The sequence below is a fragment of the Nostoc commune NIES-4072 genome, assembly GCF_003113895.1.
In the GTDB taxonomy this organism is placed as follows: Bacteria; Cyanobacteriota; Cyanobacteriia; order Cyanobacteriales; family Nostocaceae; genus Nostoc; species Nostoc commune.
Map to the genome: position 1 here is coordinate 3726984 of NZ_BDUD01000001.1, position 16844 is coordinate 3743827.

The 16844-nt window shown below is 42.0% G+C and carries 14 protein-coding genes; 9 read left to right on the top strand and 5 right to left on the bottom strand.

The window, feature by feature from the left end:
- The first annotated feature begins 721 nt into the window (after positions 1 to 721).
- Positions 722 to 1891 (top strand): RNA polymerase sigma factor RpoD, encoded by a 1170-nt coding sequence (gene rpoD / locus CDC33_RS16620; protein WP_094353188.1) that lies wholly within the window; start codon positions 722 to 724, stop codon positions 1889 to 1891.
- 130 nt (positions 1892 to 2021) lie between these two features.
- On the opposite strand, the gene CDC33_RS16625 is transcribed toward rpoD, so the two are convergent.
- A complete protein-coding gene (locus tag CDC33_RS16625) occupies positions 2022 to 2207 on the bottom strand; it encodes a CAB/ELIP/HLIP family chlorophyll-binding protein (protein WP_109009401.1) in 186 nt (61 codons plus the stop codon).
- Between the two features lie 653 nt (positions 2208 to 2860).
- Here CDC33_RS16625 and CDC33_RS16630 point away from each other — a divergent pair.
- Positions 2861 to 3739 (top strand): class I SAM-dependent methyltransferase, encoded by an 879-nt coding sequence (locus CDC33_RS16630; protein ID WP_109009402.1) that lies wholly within the window; start codon positions 2861 to 2863, stop codon positions 3737 to 3739.
- Here the strand turns inward: CDC33_RS16630 and CDC33_RS38830 are convergent.
- Positions 3731 to 3904, bottom strand: coding sequence for a hypothetical protein (locus CDC33_RS38830; RefSeq protein WP_181374037.1), 174 nt, complete (start codon positions 3902 to 3904; stop codon positions 3731 to 3733). The genes CDC33_RS16630 and CDC33_RS38830 overlap by 9 nt on opposite strands.
- 9 nt (positions 3905 to 3913) lie before the next feature.
- On the bottom strand, positions 3914 to 6430 hold the full coding sequence (gyrA, locus tag CDC33_RS16635) for a DNA gyrase subunit A (protein ID WP_109009403.1): 2517 nt from the start codon (positions 6428 to 6430) through the stop codon (positions 3914 to 3916).
- 324 nt (positions 6431 to 6754) lie between these two features.
- Between gyrA and CDC33_RS16640 the strand changes: the two genes are divergently transcribed.
- Positions 6755 to 7159, top strand: a complete 405-nt coding sequence (locus CDC33_RS16640) for a response regulator (protein WP_109009404.1) — start codon at positions 6755 to 6757, stop codon at positions 7157 to 7159.
- 370 nt (positions 7160 to 7529) lie between these two features.
- Here the strand turns inward: CDC33_RS16640 and CDC33_RS16645 are convergent, their stop codons facing one another.
- The gene (locus tag CDC33_RS16645) at positions 7530 to 8417 is read right to left on the bottom strand and encodes a tetratricopeptide repeat protein (protein WP_109009405.1); all 888 of its coding nucleotides are present in this window, start codon (positions 8415 to 8417) and stop codon (positions 7530 to 7532) included.
- Between the two features lie 447 nt (positions 8418 to 8864).
- Between CDC33_RS16645 and CDC33_RS16650 the strand changes: the two genes are divergently transcribed.
- From CDC33_RS16650 to CDC33_RS16680, 6 genes are all read left to right on the top strand, one after another.
- Positions 8865 to 9353 carry a hypothetical protein gene (locus CDC33_RS16650; RefSeq protein ID WP_109009406.1) on the top strand — a complete coding sequence of 163 codons (489 nt, stop codon included), beginning with the start codon at positions 8865 to 8867 and terminating at the stop codon, positions 9351 to 9353.
- A gap of 225 nt (positions 9354 to 9578) precedes the next feature.
- The gene (locus CDC33_RS16655) at positions 9579 to 11150 is read left to right on the top strand and encodes an efflux RND transporter periplasmic adaptor subunit (protein WP_109009407.1); all 1572 of its coding nucleotides are present in this window, start codon (positions 9579 to 9581) and stop codon (positions 11148 to 11150) included.
- A 455-nt stretch (positions 11151 to 11605) separates the two neighbouring features.
- Positions 11606 to 12886 carry an ABC transporter permease gene (locus tag CDC33_RS16665; RefSeq protein ID WP_439956615.1) on the top strand — a complete coding sequence of 427 codons (1281 nt, stop codon included), beginning with the start codon at positions 11606 to 11608 and terminating at the stop codon, positions 12884 to 12886.
- A 76-nt stretch (positions 12887 to 12962) separates the two neighbouring features.
- Entirely contained in the window at positions 12963 to 13280 is a 318-nt protein-coding gene (locus CDC33_RS16670; RefSeq protein WP_109009409.1) for a four helix bundle protein, read from the top strand.
- Positions 13281 to 13406: 126 nt separating this feature from the next.
- Positions 13407 to 14078 (top strand): ABC transporter ATP-binding protein, encoded by a 672-nt coding sequence (locus CDC33_RS16675; protein WP_109009410.1) that lies wholly within the window; start codon positions 13407 to 13409, stop codon positions 14076 to 14078.
- Positions 14079 to 14186: 108 nt separating this feature from the next.
- Complete coding sequence (locus tag CDC33_RS16680; RefSeq protein ID WP_109009411.1) at positions 14187 to 15599, top strand: TolC family protein; 1413 nt, start codon at positions 14187 to 14189, stop codon at positions 15597 to 15599.
- Between the two features lie 444 nt (positions 15600 to 16043).
- Here the strand turns inward: CDC33_RS16680 and CDC33_RS16685 are convergent, their stop codons facing one another.
- Positions 16044 to 16796 carry a hypothetical protein gene (locus tag CDC33_RS16685; RefSeq protein WP_109009412.1) on the bottom strand — a complete coding sequence of 251 codons (753 nt, stop codon included), beginning with the start codon at positions 16794 to 16796 and terminating at the stop codon, positions 16044 to 16046.
- Between the last annotated feature and the right edge of the window lie 48 nt (positions 16797 to 16844).

Sequence of the window (16844 nt, forward strand, 5' to 3'; positions counted from 1 at the left end):
CAGCCTCAACTCCTAAGTTAAGGTAATTAGTACGCAGAAGGTTAACTGCTTTAAGGCAAACACCATTACCCTTGTTGTATTTACCCAAGGTCAAGAACCGCTTTAGTCTAAGGAATGCGTAATTTGTGAAGGAAATGTAAAAATGGGTAGATTAAGACCAATCCTCTGAGTTAACATAAAATTCACTCTTCCTAAGTAATGAATGTTGTGTAAAATACATGAAATTCAGCAAAAGCAAACGTACTTACTTCGTAATGTAATAAGAGGGTCACTGCAATTCCGAAAAGTGGAGAAAAATTTAAGAGTATAACTCCCGTTTTTAATGTCTTTTTGGTAATAGTGGCTAATAATTGCTTTAGAAGTTCATGATTAATACACAAAAAGAGTGCAATTTCTGTGAAACAGGCTACAATCGGAAGAGTCTTTCTAGGAAAATCTGCCAACAGTCTGAACTCATTAGTATAGAGTGGCAAATTTTTTGGTAAAGGCGAGTCTTTTTTTTGATCAGTTAGTTGAAAGCAGTGTGTGATAGCAACACACATAACATTTACTAAGATGAGCAAGTCACTTTTAGTAATCGCTTAAACTAAAGTAAAAAACCTCCGAAAATATCTTTGGCAAATCGCCAAAAAGTTTATTTTCGGTTGATGAATAGCTCGTTTAAAAGAGCAGTAAACACATCTTGAGTAATTGATTCTGCAAGGAGCATGAGGAACGCGGCATGAACCAGGCTAACAACGTACTCGAAAGCATATATCAGCCTGACCTAGAAATAATGAATCAGCCTGAGCTCGAGTTAGAAGAACTCTTAATAGACGATGAAGAGGACTTGCTGATCATCGATGAAGGTGACGAGGAATTTTTAGAGCCTCAGTCTGATGAGGACGACGCAAAGTCTGGAAAAGCCGCTAAATCGCGTCGTCGGACACAAAGCAAGAAGAAGCACTATACCGAAGATTCAATTCGGCTTTACTTGCAAGAAATTGGTAGAATTCGGCTGTTGCGGGCAGACGAAGAAATTGAATTGGCGCGGAAAATCGCTGATTTGCTGGAATTAGAGAGAGTGCGGGAAAGACTCTGTGAACAGTTAGATCGCGATCCTAGAGATAGTGAATGGGCAGAAGCAGTACAACTACCTTTGCCGGCTTTTCGTTATCGGCTCCATGTTGGCCGTAGGGCGAAAGACAAGATGGTGCAATCTAACCTCCGTCTTGTAGTTTCAATTGCCAAGAAGTACATGAATCGTGGTTTGTCGTTCCAAGACTTAATTCAGGAAGGCAGTCTCGGTTTGATTCGTGCCGCCGAAAAGTTTGACCACGAAAAAGGTTATAAGTTTTCTACATACGCTACCTGGTGGATTCGTCAAGCAATTACCCGCGCGATCGCAGACCAATCCCGCACAATTCGGCTTCCAGTTCACCTTTACGAAACCATCTCTCGGATTAAGAAAACTACCAAGTTACTGTCTCAAGAAATGGGTCGCAAACCCACTGAAGAAGAAATCGCCACTCGCATGGAAATGACCATTGAGAAGTTGCGGTTCATTGCTAAATCTGCCCAGTTACCCATTTCATTAGAAACACCCATTGGTAAAGAAGAAGATTCTCGATTGGGCGATTTTATTGAATCCGATGGTGAAACCCCAGAAGACCAAGTTTCCAAAAATCTTCTGCGCGAAGACCTTGAAAAAGTCCTCGATAGTCTAAGTCCTCGTGAACGCGATGTTCTCAGACTGCGTTACGGCTTGGATGACGGTCGGATGAAGACTCTTGAAGAAATCGGACAGATTTTCAACGTCACCCGCGAACGCATTCGTCAAATTGAAGCGAAAGCACTCCGCAAGTTACGCCACCCAAATCGTAACAGTGTTCTCAAAGAGTATATTCGGTAGTCATTAGTCATTAGTCATTGGTCATTAGTGAATAAAATGACAACTGACAAATAACAAAACAAATAAAAAACCTGGTAGTGAATTAGCACTCCAGGTCTTTTTATTTATAGGTCATCTTGGATATTAAAACTTATAGGATGCCCCAAAAGTGTAGAAAGCCTTGACCAGAAAAAAGCTCAACCAAAACGGCTGCCAAAAAGCCGATCATTGCCAAGCGACCGTTCCAAATTTCTGCTTGTGGAGTAAAGCCCCAACGCCAAGCGTTGCGATCTTCAATTACAGGAGTAGTTACTTTTGTTGTAGTTGCATTTGTCATGATTCAAACTCCAAGCTTAATTTTTAAGGTTTATTTCCTTATGTAAACTAATATAACAAATATTTTAATAAAAGCAACATGTTTTATACTTTTGTTTCCATAGCTTGACATGAACAATAGGAATTAATAGTAGCTAAAACATCTATCTTTGGATACAACTATAGGACTTCTAGCATTTCACGAAAATCTTGATACATATAGATTTTCCGTATGAGCGCACAGCTGTGCGCCCCTACCAAGGTATTTGTATTAACTCAAGACTTTTGGCTGAGTATCTTAATTTATTAATATAAATTCTCAATTATTTTACTATGTAAGTAGTTTTTTCTGCCTACACTCGTTGAATAACAAGAATTTAAATTACAGGTAGATGTGTATTAACTATGGTTTAATTAGTAGCTTTTAGCATTAATTTAAAAATCTAAAGTACAAAATGCTTACAGTTGAAAGTACCTTGTTTACCAGTCTTGTGGGTGAAGAGTTAAGTGGTTAAGACTGCTTTATATCTACGCACTCACTAAAATTATTAATTTAGCTTTGTCATCCAGATAGTTAAGTTAGAGTTATTACAAATAAAACTAATTTATAAGTTTAGGCAATTTTCATTTGATAAATTGATATTTAAACTGTTTGATAGTAGATCAAACAAATTTATGAACAAGCAGCAAACTAATGAGTTTGACAAAATTATCCTTACTGCTTTCATGGTTAGTCTAGCTAGACAATTCACAGATATTCCTTATGCAAAGGAGTTGGCACAATTAATAGAGACGCAAGGGTTGGTAAAGCTATCTCAACCACAAAATCAAGACAAAAGTGTTTTGCTTACCGCACGTATAGAAGCTCGTTATAAAGCCATCAACCAGGTCATAGCTCAATATCAAATCACACAAGTTCTAGAACTAGCATCTGGTTTGTTACCGCGTGGGCTTTTGATGTCTAGCAATCCGAATATAACCTTTATTGAAAGTGATTTGCCTAAGATGATTAGTTGTAAACAGCAACTAATTCAGCAACTAGTGGTAGAACGTCCTAACCTGTATTTTCTAGAAATTGATGCTACTAACCATCCCAGTGAGTTTTGGAAGAGTACTCCTCTACTCAAAGCTGGACAACCAGTCATGATTTTGTGTGAAGGATTGCTGACACATCTGACTTTGTTAGAAAAACAACTTGTGTGTGCCAATGTCCGCGAGATTCTTCACTCTTATGGTGGTGTTTGGATTACTCCTGATTTCATTGATACAGGTAGCTTAGTGCGATCGCAACAAGATGACTCAGATTTACAAAAGCTATTACAAACAGGTACTAACCTTACAGGCAGGTCTTTAGTAAATAATAATTTTGGCACACTCGATCAAGCACGGCAGTTCGTTTATGAACAAGGTTTTCGTGTAACAGAACATAGTATGTTGAACGTAATAGACGAGTTAAGCTGCTTAGAAATTTTGGGTATTGATCCAGAAGTAGTAAGAAGAATGCTTGCTGCTCAATCTGTCTTTGCGCTTACTCTCGATAGTCCCTCAAGCTAAAAACTCACCCGACGGCATTTTTTCGCCAAGATATTTTCGAGTTGCTTCTGCTAGGTTTGTGGTGTCAGAGTCACCTTTAATATCGCCAGCCTCACGCAGGAGTTCAAGACGCAGCCCGATTAGCGCCTCTAAATCCTGCAAGTTGGCTTGTCGCAAGTTGAACATCACCCTAATTTATGATCGCACTTCGGCAACGGTGATAATTTTTTCATCGCGGTTGAGTTGGATGATACTCTCACCTTTAACATCTTTGCCCAATATTGGCACTGTTTCTAGAGATAACCGCACTACCCGCTCCTTATTCGTCACTAAAGCTACCTCGCCAGATGCGATCGCCGCTATAACCATACCAGCTAAGTTGTCAGTTTTGCTGGCAAATTTCAGTGCTTGCGTGCCTAAATCGCCGCGATTAGCCGCTCTTAACTGACTTGCAGGCATTCGCTTGGCATATCCTTCTTGAGTGACTAGGAGTAGCTGGTCATCTTTCCCGATAGTGACACAGCCAACCATCTGCTGATTTTTCAATAACCGAAATGCTTGTAAACCCATCGCTGTGCGTCCCATGATCGGTAATTGTTCATCATTGACTGCAAAGCGCAACAGTCGCCCACCGGAACTAGCTAAAATCAGATGTTCGCCTGGTTTGGTGAACTGGGTAAATGACAATTCATCATCGTCTTTGAGCTTCAAAATTGTAATTCCGCGCCGAGTTAAGTTAGTAAATTCTCCCAGAGACAGCCGCTTAATCCGTCCCTCTTTTGTTAAAAGAATCATCTGCTTAGTTTCGAGATTTTCCGGCAGTAAAAAGCGGCTGACCACAGCTTCTTGAGCACCTTGAGCAGTATTACTGAGCATGGTAATCAAAGGTTTTCCTCGTGGGGAACGTCCAGTGGTTGGGGGAATTTCTCCCACCTTCACAGGATAGACTTTGCCGCCACCAGTTAGGATTAGCAAGTCTTTTTCTGTGTCAGTTAAAACAGTTTGGATAATGAAGTCATTATCATGCAGACCATTTTCACCTTTTGACTTTTTCCCAGATGGCTGGGTACGGCGCACATAACCCCGTTGGGTAAATTCTAAAACCGCTTCCTCTGCTGGCTGTTCTAATTTTGGATTTTGGATGGTGGATTTGGGATTGTCTTCATCATTTTCTGATCCTCTGTTCTTCTGCTCCTCTGCCCTAGACTTTTGCTCCTCTCCAATTTTTGTCCGCCGGGGATCGTTGTACTTGCGCTTGAGCGATCGCAAATCTTTTTTCAGTGCCTTGAGTAATTCTCGGCGATCGCTTAGTAATAGCTCCAACAATCTAATTTGTTCACTTATCTGCTCAAATTCTTGCTGCAAATTTTGCTGTTCTAAACTGGTGAGGCGACGCAACGGCATAGCCAAAATTGCATCTCCTTGTGCCTCACTCAAATCTAGTCGGCTACAAAGGTTTATTTTTGCTGTACTGCCATCGGGAGCTTGCCGCAAAATTTCAATTACCCGATCCAAATTAGATAGTGCTTTGAGTAAACCTTCCAGCAAATGCACACGACTTTGGGCTTTCTCCAACTCGTAATTGTAGCGACGGTTCAGCGTCTCTTCTCGGAAACTCAAAAACTCCTGCAACAGTTGACGCAAACTTAACTGGCGGGGTTGTCCATTCACTATTGCTAGGAGAATTGCCCCAAAAGTCATTTGCAAAGCAGTTTGATGATACAAATGCTGGAGAACTTCTTGGGGATTGGTATCGCGTTTGAGTTCAATTACCACCCGCATCCCTTCGCGATCGCTTTCATCTCGAAGATCAGAAATTCCTTGCAAACGTCCTTGATTTACTAAGTCCGCTACCTTCTCAATCCAGGCAGCCTTATTCACTTGATAAGGCAACTCTGTAATGATAATTGCCGTCCGTCGCTTGCTTCCCCTTGTGGCTGGAATTTCCTCCAGAGTCGCAATTCCCCGCAGCAGAATCCCACCTTTGCCTGTGGTATATGCTTCTCGAATTCCAGCCTCACCAATTATTTCTCCACCAGTGGGAAAGTCTGGCCCTGGAATTAACTCAAATAATTTTTCATCTGGCAAATCTGGGTTGTCGATTAAGGCAATTAACCCATCGACCACTTCCCCCAAGTTGTGGGGTGGAACATTCGTCGCCATTCCTACAGCAATACCAGAACAGCCATTGAGCAACAGAAACGGCAACTGAGCAGGTAATACTGTTGGTTCTTGCTGGGAATTATCGAAGTTACCGACAAATTCCACAGTTTCTTCGCCAATTTCTGTCAGCATTCCCTCATGGCTGATGGGTGCGAGGCGCGTTTCTGTGTAACGCATTGCTGCTGGCGGGTCATTATCGACACTGCCAAAGTTACCGTGTCCTGCCAGCAAAGGATAGCGGCTAGAAAAATCCTGTACCAGCCTGACTAAAGCATCGTAAACTGATTGGTCACCGTGAGGATGGTATTTACCCAACACATCACCCACTACACGGGCACATTTTCGATAGGGTCTATCTGGTACTAAACCGAGTTCGTGCATGGCATATAAAATGCGGCGATGCACTGGTTTTAAGCCATCACGCACGTCTGGTAGCGCTCGCCCGACAATCACGCTCATGGCATATTCTAGATAAGACCGTTGCATCTCGGTATGCAGGGCTGTTGGAATTACCTGTCCCGTTGCGAGAAGGTTTAACTGTTTTGCCATGAGTTTTTTCCCTGAAATTTAACTACACTAAAGCCGTCGGAACTCAATATTGCAGCAACCACAGCATAACGGATGAAATGGGATTCCTAACAAAATATTGATAGTCATAAAAGAAAAAGCAGTAGTATCATCCTTGATGACACTATGTACATTGACTATTAAAAAGGAAACAGATAGCTGGTAGCTGTTTTAATGGAATGATAATTTGCTGCAACTTAATTTGTATAGACTCCATAGCCAGGATACTTGCCATGACTGCATTTTCTCATTTTAAATTTTGAATTGCCTAATCGCCTTACCTCTACCTCTATTACTAAAAATCTCATGAAAACTGTTTTAATTGTCGAAGACGATCTAATTAATGCTCGTGTTTTTTCCAAAATTTTGTCCAAGCGTGGCGGCTTGGGTGTAAAACACACTGAAAATGTTGAAGAAGTAATAAAAATTGCCCAATCAGGAGAAGCCGACCTGATTTTGATGGATGTTTCTCTGTCTAGAAGCGTTTATCAAGGTAAATCTGTTGATGGAATCAAAATTACACAAATGTTAAAATCTGATCCCAAAACAGCAAACTTACCCGTTATTTTGGTGACGGCACATGCTATGGAAGGCGATCGCGAAAACTTTCTCAAGCAAAGCGGCGCTGATGGTTACATTTCTAAGCCAGTTGTTGACCATCAACAGTTTGTTGACCAAATCATCGCACTTCTACCCACAGATGACCACTGAGAATTGACAACTAATTTCAGGAATACTCGCCCGCAAAGGTTTTTGGGCGACTAGTTCCTGTATTTAGTCAGTTTAGTATAGATGTACTACGAAAAGGTACTGTTAGGCAAGTGGTAATAAGAGAGTTAGGAGTTAGGAGTTATGAGTGAGGAGTTAAATCAGTGAACAGGGAACAGTAAACAGTGATCGCGGTTTAAGTCAGGGATTTGACACTTCGGCAGAGCTACGTGACCACCCCGACTGAAACACACCACTTCCTAGTTGTGGGGACTCTGACTCCCAATGGACAAATTAACTGATAACTGATAACTGTTGAAATATTTAACTTCCAACTCCTAACTCCTAACTCCTAACTTTTAACTCCTAACTTCTATTGAGTAGGCTGTTGTTCAGGGGCTGATGATGAATTTTCTCGTTGCTGTAGTGCTGCTTGAATACGGGGTAATTCTAAGAATTTTTTCGTATCAGACAGTAGGCGATCGCCCCAGAGATTTTCTTTGAGAAAATTCAAACTACCATAGCGTTGATCGATGCGGAGTGCGGCTTCCCCGAAGGTTAATCCTTGCTGGTGATCGCCTTTGGTATACAGTGCCACTGCTAAGGCCAATAAAGGCTCTGCGGCTTGCTTATCAAGGGTTACAGCAGATTGCCATTGCTTAATCGCTTCGGAGATATTACCCTGTTCGTAGTTGATTAAGCCAATATTATTGATCGCCGGCCAGAATTTTTTATCGTGGGAGACGGCTTTATCGTACTGCGCGATCGCATCTGGCAATCGACCTAGCAGATAGTAAGCATTACCCAAATTAAACAAACCCTCTGGATCATTGGGTTTTAACTTCAAACCGTCTTGGTAATTGACAATAGCTGCTTGGTAATTTTTCTGCTGAAAATTAGCTGAACCCAAAGCAAACAAAATATCACCATTTTTCGGGTTGAGAGATTGCGCTTTTTTCAGGCTAGCGATCGCCCCGTCAAACTCTTTGGTTTGCAGTTGCAATCCACCTAAGAGCAGCCACACTTTATCATTCTTAGGAGCCAGTTGACTAGCCAGCCGCGCTCGTGGCAAAGCTAAATCAACCTGTTGAAACTGAGCCAGTTGAGCCGCCTCTTGCGCCAAGGTCAACCCCTGCTTCTCTAACTTTGTCCCATCTAGTTGCAATGTATGGGGTATTAATGCCTGCGCGTTAGCGGCTTTTGGCATACTCCATAAACTACAGACCATTAGAAAAGAAATCAAACGAACATGTTTAGGCACATTACCGCCTTTAAGCCACTAATCAAAGAATCTTTCAGCTAGCTTAAACGATCTCTGCTGTTGACGGTAGCAAAATCTTGCATCATTAGGATTAATTAGGGAGTGGGGAGTAGGGAGTGGGGAGTGGGATGAGGGGAGCAGGGGGAGCAGGGGAGGCAGGGGGAGAAGAATTAAGAACCAATGCCCAGACCAATTCCCCATTCCCCATTCCCCACTCCCCACTCCCTATTAAAAAAACTTATGACTTTGGTCATACATCACTTTGGAATTACTAATGACTTTGGTCATACATTGGTTTGGGCGTTTTAAGCAATAATTAATATGTATGAATTTATACGAAGAGGTAAATATTAAACACCTTCATACTAAAACAGAAACAACTGTCTAAAGATTGCTGAATTCAAACCTCAGCAAAATATAACTTTAAGCAAATAAGGAATCAATTCCATGTTGAAAGCAAACCGAATTTCGATAGTCTTAGCTGCTGCTACCCTAATCGTTGTTCCCACTCTCTTGACTGCGCCTGCAAGTGCCCAGACGAAAGTCTATGTTGTTGGCGATCGCAATCAAGATTGGGATCGCGACGGCAGACGCAACTATAGAGAAGACAGAAATCGAGACAGAAGTAATTGGAACCCCAACGGCAGACCCTATCCTGTAAAAATTAGAAACTCTAGAGAACGGGATAATTGGAACCGTGACAACCGATTCAATAACAGAGTAGTCAGACTTGGTAATGGTGACATCAGATATCCCAATGGAGAAATTATTCCTGCTAGATCCATAGTCAGACTGCGTAATCAAGGTTACTTTAGACTTCCCAACGGGGATATTCTTCTTCCTAATCAGGAAATTGTTCCTGCTGGGAGATTAGTTAGAGTGCATGATGATTACTTCAGACTTCCTAGTGGATTAGTACTGCAAATAAACCTTTAAAACACGTAAGAATTCAGCACCCAGGAGTCAGGAGCCAGAATTTATCAAGAATCTAGAATGATTGGTATATTTATTCATAAAATGCTCTTTTGATTCTTTAACTATTCTGACTCCTGAATTCTGACTAAAATACTAAAAACTCAAAATCATTGTTGGTATAGGGCTACCAGGCTATATTAGCCGTGAATAACTAGCTCGGTAGCCGTTCTTTTTAAACGAAATTATATGAAAATTGATACACCAAAGGACGTAGATTCACCAGTTTTGATTCCAGAAGTAAAGAAAAAAAAGGGGAAACGTAATTGGCTCTCTTGGCTAATTGCTCTTTGCCTTTTGGGTGGAATTGGTTATGCCGTTTATTACCAAGTAACGGTTGCTCCCCGTCAAGAAGCTAGACGTCGGGTGCTGACAAAACCTGTAGAAAGGCAGAGTTTAACAATCACAGTTTCAGCAAATGGAACGGTGAAGCCTGAGCGGTCAATCAACCTCAGCCCAAAAAATTCCGGTATCCTGAAAAGCCTGCTGGTGAAGGAAGGGGATATCGTCAAACAGGGACAGATTGTTGCTTACATGGATGATTCCAACTTGCGGGGGCAACTCACCTCTGCTCAAGGACAACTGGCCCAAGCCGAGGCGAATCTGCAAAAGGCGATCGCAGGTAATCGCCCTCAAGATATTGGTCAAGCACAGGGAGCATTAGACGAAGCCGAAGCGAATCTACAAAAAGTACAAGCAGGTAATCGCTCTCAAGATATTGCTGCTTCACAAGCACAGTTACAAAACACTCAAGCGGCTCTAAGAAAAGCAGAAGATAATCTTGTCCGCAATCAACAACTTTACAATGCAGGCGGTATTTCCCTTCAGACTCTCAACCAAAGCCGTGCCGATCGCGACAGCGCCCAAGCTACTGTAAATGCAGCACAACAAGCACTGGCTCTGCAAAAAGCTGGGTCACGTCCAGAAGATATTGAGCAAGCCCAAGCTGTGGTGAAGCAAAGACAGCAAGCTTTGGCACTTCTAAAAGCCGGAACCCGCCAAGAAGATATTGACGCAGCTCGCGCCCAGGTAACATCTGCTCGCGGTTCGTTGCAAAACATCCAAGCCGAAATTAATGACACAATTATTCGCGCACCTTTTAATGGTGTGGTGACAAAGAAGTTTGCTGATCCCGGCGCTTTCGTGACACCTACAACTGCCAGTAGTGAAGTCGCTTCTTCTTCTTCTTCTTCAATCTTGTCTTTAGCTTCAACAAATGAAGTTGTTGCAAATTTAGCGGAAACAAATATTTCCAAAATCCGCCTTGGTCAAAAAGTCTCGATTAAAGCAGATGCCTACCCAGGAAAAACCTTTGAGGGTAAAGTCAGCCAAATTGCTGCCCAAGCAATAGTAGAGCAAAACGTCACCAGTTTTGAAGTGAGGGTATCACTTTCAGACCCTCAAAGGCTATTGCGATCTGGGATGAATGCGGAAGTAGATTTTCAAGTCGGTCAAGTTGAAAATGTTCTAGTAGTGCCAACGGCCTCGGTGGTGCGACAAGAAAATGCCACAGGTGTGTTTGTGGCAGGAAAGAATAACAGACCTGTGTTTACTCCTATTGAAACTGGTGTCAGCGCGAATAACTTTACTGAAGTTAAGTCTGGATTGACAGGAGATGAAAGGGTATTGCTCAGTTTCCCACCAGGAGCGCGTCCGCAATCAACACCAAGAGGAGGAGTTTTCCCTGGTCTAGGTGGTGGTGGAGGCGGAGGAAGAGGAGCCAGTGGCGGCGGAGGTCGTTCAGGCGGTGGTTCCCCTTAAAGTAAGTTTTAAATCAATACGGTTTAGTTAAAAAGAGGCAAGGGAGCAGGGGGAATGGAACTGAAAGGGGAGTAAAAAGGCTCAACTGTCGAGTAAAAAGGCTCAACTGTCGAGTAAAAAGGCTCAACTGTCGAGTAAAAAGGCTCAACTGTCGAGTAAAAAGGCTCAACTGTCGAGTAAAAAGGCTCAACTGCCGAGCAAAAAGGCTCAACTGTCGAGTAAAAAGGCTCAACTGTCGAGTAAAAAGGCTCAACTGTCGAGTAAAAAGGCTCAACTGCCGAGTAAAAAGGTTCAACTGTCGAGTAAAAAGGCTCAACTGCCAAGTAAAAAGGTAAAAAGGCTCAACTTTTTTAACGTAGACGCGAAGCGGCTTGCCGCAGGCTACCGCCAAGGACGCAAAAGAAGAGAAGAAAGAAATGCTGAACTGAATTATATTGAGTTTTAAATAAAACATTATGTTTAAGATATTTAAGGGCTTTTACAAAACTAAGAATACTCGCACAGTACCGTTGCTGGAAATCTTGACAATGGCGGCAGAGACTCTGTGGAGTAACAAATTACGCACAGGTCTAACTATGTTGGGCGTAATTATTGGGATTTCTTCAGTCATTGCCATTACTTCTGTCGGTCAGGGAGTGCAAAAGGGTGTTGAGCAACAGATACAAGCATTGGGTACAGATGTCATCCAAATTTTGGCGGGTGCAGCAAGAAGTGGGAATGTCCGACAAGGAGTAGGTTCTAGCAGCACGTTGACTTGGGAAGATGCAAAAGCGATCGCTACACAAGCACCATCAGCACAGATGGTTTCTGCCTATCTCCAACGCAGCGCTCAAGTTGTATATGCAGGACAGAACACCTCAACAACCATTTATGGCACAGATTTGAACTACCCAGAAATTAGAAATACTCACCCCCAGCAAGGAAGATATTTTACTCAAGAAGAATTAGATACTGCGGCACAGGTAGCTATTCTTGGCCCTACAGTTCAAAAAACACTGTTTGCACAGGGTGTAAATCCTATCGGCGAGAGAATTCGCATTCAGGGAGAGGCTTATGAAGTAATTGGGGTAATGGAACCTAAAGGTTCTCAGGGGCCGATGGATCGAGATGACCAGGTTTTCATTCCTCTAACTACTATGTCGAAGAGACTGGTTGGAAACAATGCCCTTGTAGGCGTTTCTGTAAATGGAATTTTAGTTAAAGGCGCTAATCAGGAACAGTTAGAAGCCGCTCAGTTTCAAGTCACCAATCTTTTACGGCTGCGTCACAACATCTATCCGCCGCAAGCTGATGATTTTCGACTGACCAATCAAGCTGATATTGTTAGTACCTTCACTAGTATTGTGGGTTTATTTACAGTAATGGTAGTAGCGATCGCTGGAATTTCGTTAGTGGTTGGTGGAATCGGTATTGCCAACATTATGCTGGTTTCCGTGGTTGAGCGGACGCGGGAAATCGGGATTCGCAAAGCCGTAGGAGCCACCAATTCTGCAATACTTAATCAATTTTTAACCGAAGCGATCGTGATTTCCATTGTTGGTGGATGTATTGGCATGGTAACTGGTATTTTATTAGCCTTTATAGCTGCAAACACTTTTAAATTTCCCTTTGTAATTTCTTTATTGTCGATTATTGCTGGCTTTGGACTCTCATTGAGCGTTGGCTTAGTGGCTGGCGTAATTCCAGCCCGGAATGCATCTAAATTAGATCCAATTACTGCTTTAAGAAGCGACTAAGTTTAAGAGTGCTGAGTGCTGAGTGCCTAGTTATAAGTTATTTAGTTGTTAATTTTCAATTTGAGTGGTCAGTAGAATGAGTAAAGTTGAGCGTTTTGAAGATTTGATTGCTTGGCAAAAAGCAAGAATTCTAACTAAAGATATTTATCAGGTTACTCAGCAGGGCGCCTTTGCTAGAGATTTTGGATTATCGGGACAAATACAAAGGGCAGCAGTGTCTATCATGTCTAACATTGCTGAGGGTTTTGAAAGAAGTTATTTAGGAGAATTTCATCAGTTTCTTTCCATAGCCAAGTCATCTTGTGCAGAACTGCGTTCTCAACTTTATATAGCCTTGGATGTTGGTTACCTCGATAAAGTCAAATTCAACCAACTTTTAAATCAAGCAGAATAAGTAGGCAAAATTATTGGTGGTCTTCGCATCTCAGTTAGTAAACAAAAACATCAAACAAACTCAGCCTCCACTACTAAATAAACTTTTACTACTCACTACTTAGCACTCACTACTCAGCACTCACTTATGCCAACAATGATCTGGATGGAATCTATTACTAAAACTTACCACTTGGGAGAAGTTAGTGTTCCAATACTTAAGGGAATTGAACTCTCTATTGAAGAAGGTGAATACGTCTCAATTATGGGTGCGTCAGGTTCAGGGAAATCCACACTCATGAATATTTTGGGATGTTTGGATCGTCCGACAACTGGAGACTATATTTTTGAAGGCAGAAACCTGACGACTTTTGATGATGATGAATTAGCCTATATTCGTAACCAAAGGATTGGTTTTGTTTTCCAACAATTTAATTTATTGGCGCGGGCAACAGCGCTAGAAAATGTTATGTTACCAATGGTTTACGCTAACTTGCCTAAGCCAAAACGCCGTCAAAGGGCATTAGATGCCTTAGAAAAGGTAGGACTAGGGGGACGCATATCTAACCGTCCAAGTCAACTATCTGGGGGACAACAACAACGAGTAGCGATCGCTCGTGCTTTGGTCAACCGACCTGCATTAGTTTTGGCAGATGAGCCAACAGGAGCTTTAGATACTGAAACTTCTCATGAGGTAATGAGTTTGCTGACTGAACTTAATGACCAAGGCATCACGATTGTGATTGTCACTCATGAACCAGATATCGCTGCTCAAACTAAAAGAATTATTCGAGTTCAGGATGGCTTGATTGTAGGCTAATTTATTAATATCAGTTTTTTGAGGGGGAATTTAAAATTCCCGTAGATCAATTAAGATGAAAAGTTGTGATTATATCCTCAAAAACTAATTAATAACTACCATCTATTTATGAATTTCAGTTTATTCTTCGTGCATTTTACCTGGCTTACCGTAGCCATAGCTATTCTTTTTCCAAATGCAGCAAGTGCAGCAACTCCCCCAAAACCCCAGAATACCTCAAGCCCTGTAAAGGTTCCTAATTACCTCAACCCCAGTCCCAATCCTTTACAATTTCCTACCAAACCGCAGGAAGTAAGGATTCGGGGAATTGTACCAATCAGTTTGGCACAAGCTTTGGAACTAGCACGACGCAACAATCGAGATTTACAGGTAGCCCTATTACAGCTAGAACGCAGCCGCTCGGCACTACGCGAGTCTCAAGCTGCTTTGTTTCCTACTCTGGGAATTAACAGTAGTGTAACTAATAGGGGTAATGGTTTTAGTAATAATTCATCTCAAAGCAGCACCTCTTTTAGTGGTTCAGCCCAACTGAATTATGACGTTTATACCTCCGGTAATCGACAAGCGACAATCCAAGCTGCCGAAGAACAACTACGTGCGGATCAATTGAATGTCGAAAATCAGTCTTTGACAATTAGTTTGAATACCACAACTCAATACTACAATTTGCAACAAGCAGATGAACAAGTAAGAATTAATCGAGCTGCTGTGGAAAATGCCCAAGCTAGTTTGCGGGATACTCTAGCCAGAGAACAGGCTGGAGTGGGTACGCGGTTTGATGTGTTGCAAGCTCAGGTAAATTTAGCAAACTCTCAACAAGAACTGACTAATGCTATCTCGCAGCAGCAAATTGCCCGTCGTCGGCTTGCCACGTTGTTAAGTTTGTCAGAGTCAGCTGATATTAGTGCCGCAGATCCTGTACAAATAGCCGGTCTTTGGCCCCAGACGGTAGAACAAAGTATTGTCCAAGCGTTTCAAAATCGCCCAGAATTGCAACAGCAATTAGCACAACGTAATCTTTCCGAGCAACAGCGACGACAGGCACTTTCACAGCTAGGGCCGCAAATTAGTTTGGTAGGTAACTACAACCTGTCAGATCGGTTTAATGATGGCGTCAGCATTAGTGATGGCTATTCATTGGGACTTAACGGAAATCTCACTTTATTTGATGCTGGAGCTGCAAGAGCAAGGGCGGCTCAGTCGAGAGCTGATATTGCTCTTGCAGAGACTCAATTTGGTAGCCAGCGCGACCTAATTCGCTTCGATGTAGAACAGTACTATTCTCAATTGCAATCCAATTTAAATAATGTGCAGACTTCTAGTGTGGCTTTAAATCAAGCTAGAGAAGCTCTAAATTTAGCAAGGCTGAGGTTTCAAGCTGGTGTAGGTACTCAAACAGAAGTGATTTCTGCTGAAAATGACCTGACAAGAGCAGAAGGTAATCGAGTCGCAGCTATTTTGGATTACAATCGCGCTCTAGCTAATTTGCAAAGATCGGTCACTTCCAGAGGTTTGCGCTAAAGTCAAATCATTAAAGAAAAGTTTGCTTAGTACTAGAGTTGTTGCGAAATAAGCTAAATAACCCATGAAACCCAGTCATAGCACAATACGGTTCAGATAAGGTTTTTTAATGACACGCCCTAGATCCCAAAGACGCGATAAATCGCCGTCTTTACAATAATCAGTCCTTTGTAGAGACGGCGATTTATCGCGTCTCTTGCCTTAACCGAACCGTATTGAGTCATAGCAACCATTTAAACCGAATATTTTGAAATGGTTAAAACGTTGACAGTATAAGGGTTTGAGCCACTTTAGGCGTTATTAAGCGACAATTCCACTGCTTTGCCTAAAATCGTGGCGAATTGAGAGTTGAAATTTAAACGCAGAGGGGCGCAGAGGTACGCAGAGAAAAGGATGTAAACTACCCACTATCTTTGCGCCAAACAGCACGCATGATTGCAGCCTTTACTTACACGTAGGAGCTGAAGCCGAGTTCACCTTTGTTAAATCGCCAGTGAATACTGCTGTGTATTGATAAGGTGATGAACCAGTGCAAGTCATGGAATTTGTATTAGCGCCACGAGGAGTCCACCATGACTTTGCCTGCACAGTCAAATTTGTGCCATTCCATGATAGATTTTGCACAACAAAAGAGTTAGTATTTCCATTATCCGCCCTTTTGGCAGATAAAAATGTAGCATAGTTAACCTGACCATTGGCTGGATTAATTCGGGCTATAACCGCAGCTTTTGGCCCGCCTCCGCTACCATAGCTAGACAACCAACGCCCAGTTGCAAAGCGGCGAAAATCACTACCAGTCTGACTACCAGTGGAGGAGTAAACACCATATAAAACATTCGCTCCATCCCAATACAATCCATAACCTGTACCATCGTCATTCGTTGTTTCGTAGTCAGTTCTACACCATGTTTTAATACCACTATTAAAACGGATAGTTATAGGATTTTTGTTATTAGATGAGACCTGCTGATAACCAATATAAAAGGTCGTATTTCCTTTAATTACTCTGGGGCCATTTTTAGCTTTGATTGTCGCTTCACTATCATTGCAACTGAATGTTACACCATTACCGATAGATGAATTTACCATCTGGGCAAAAGCTGGAGGAGTTTTTTGTGTGATTGCTAAATCAGCTACTAATACTACAGATAAAGAGAAAACTGCCAAATGCTTCTGCAATTTTTGAGAATAAATCATGGGAAAATTCTGCCGAGAAATTGTAAGGAAAAACACCGTATTACTATA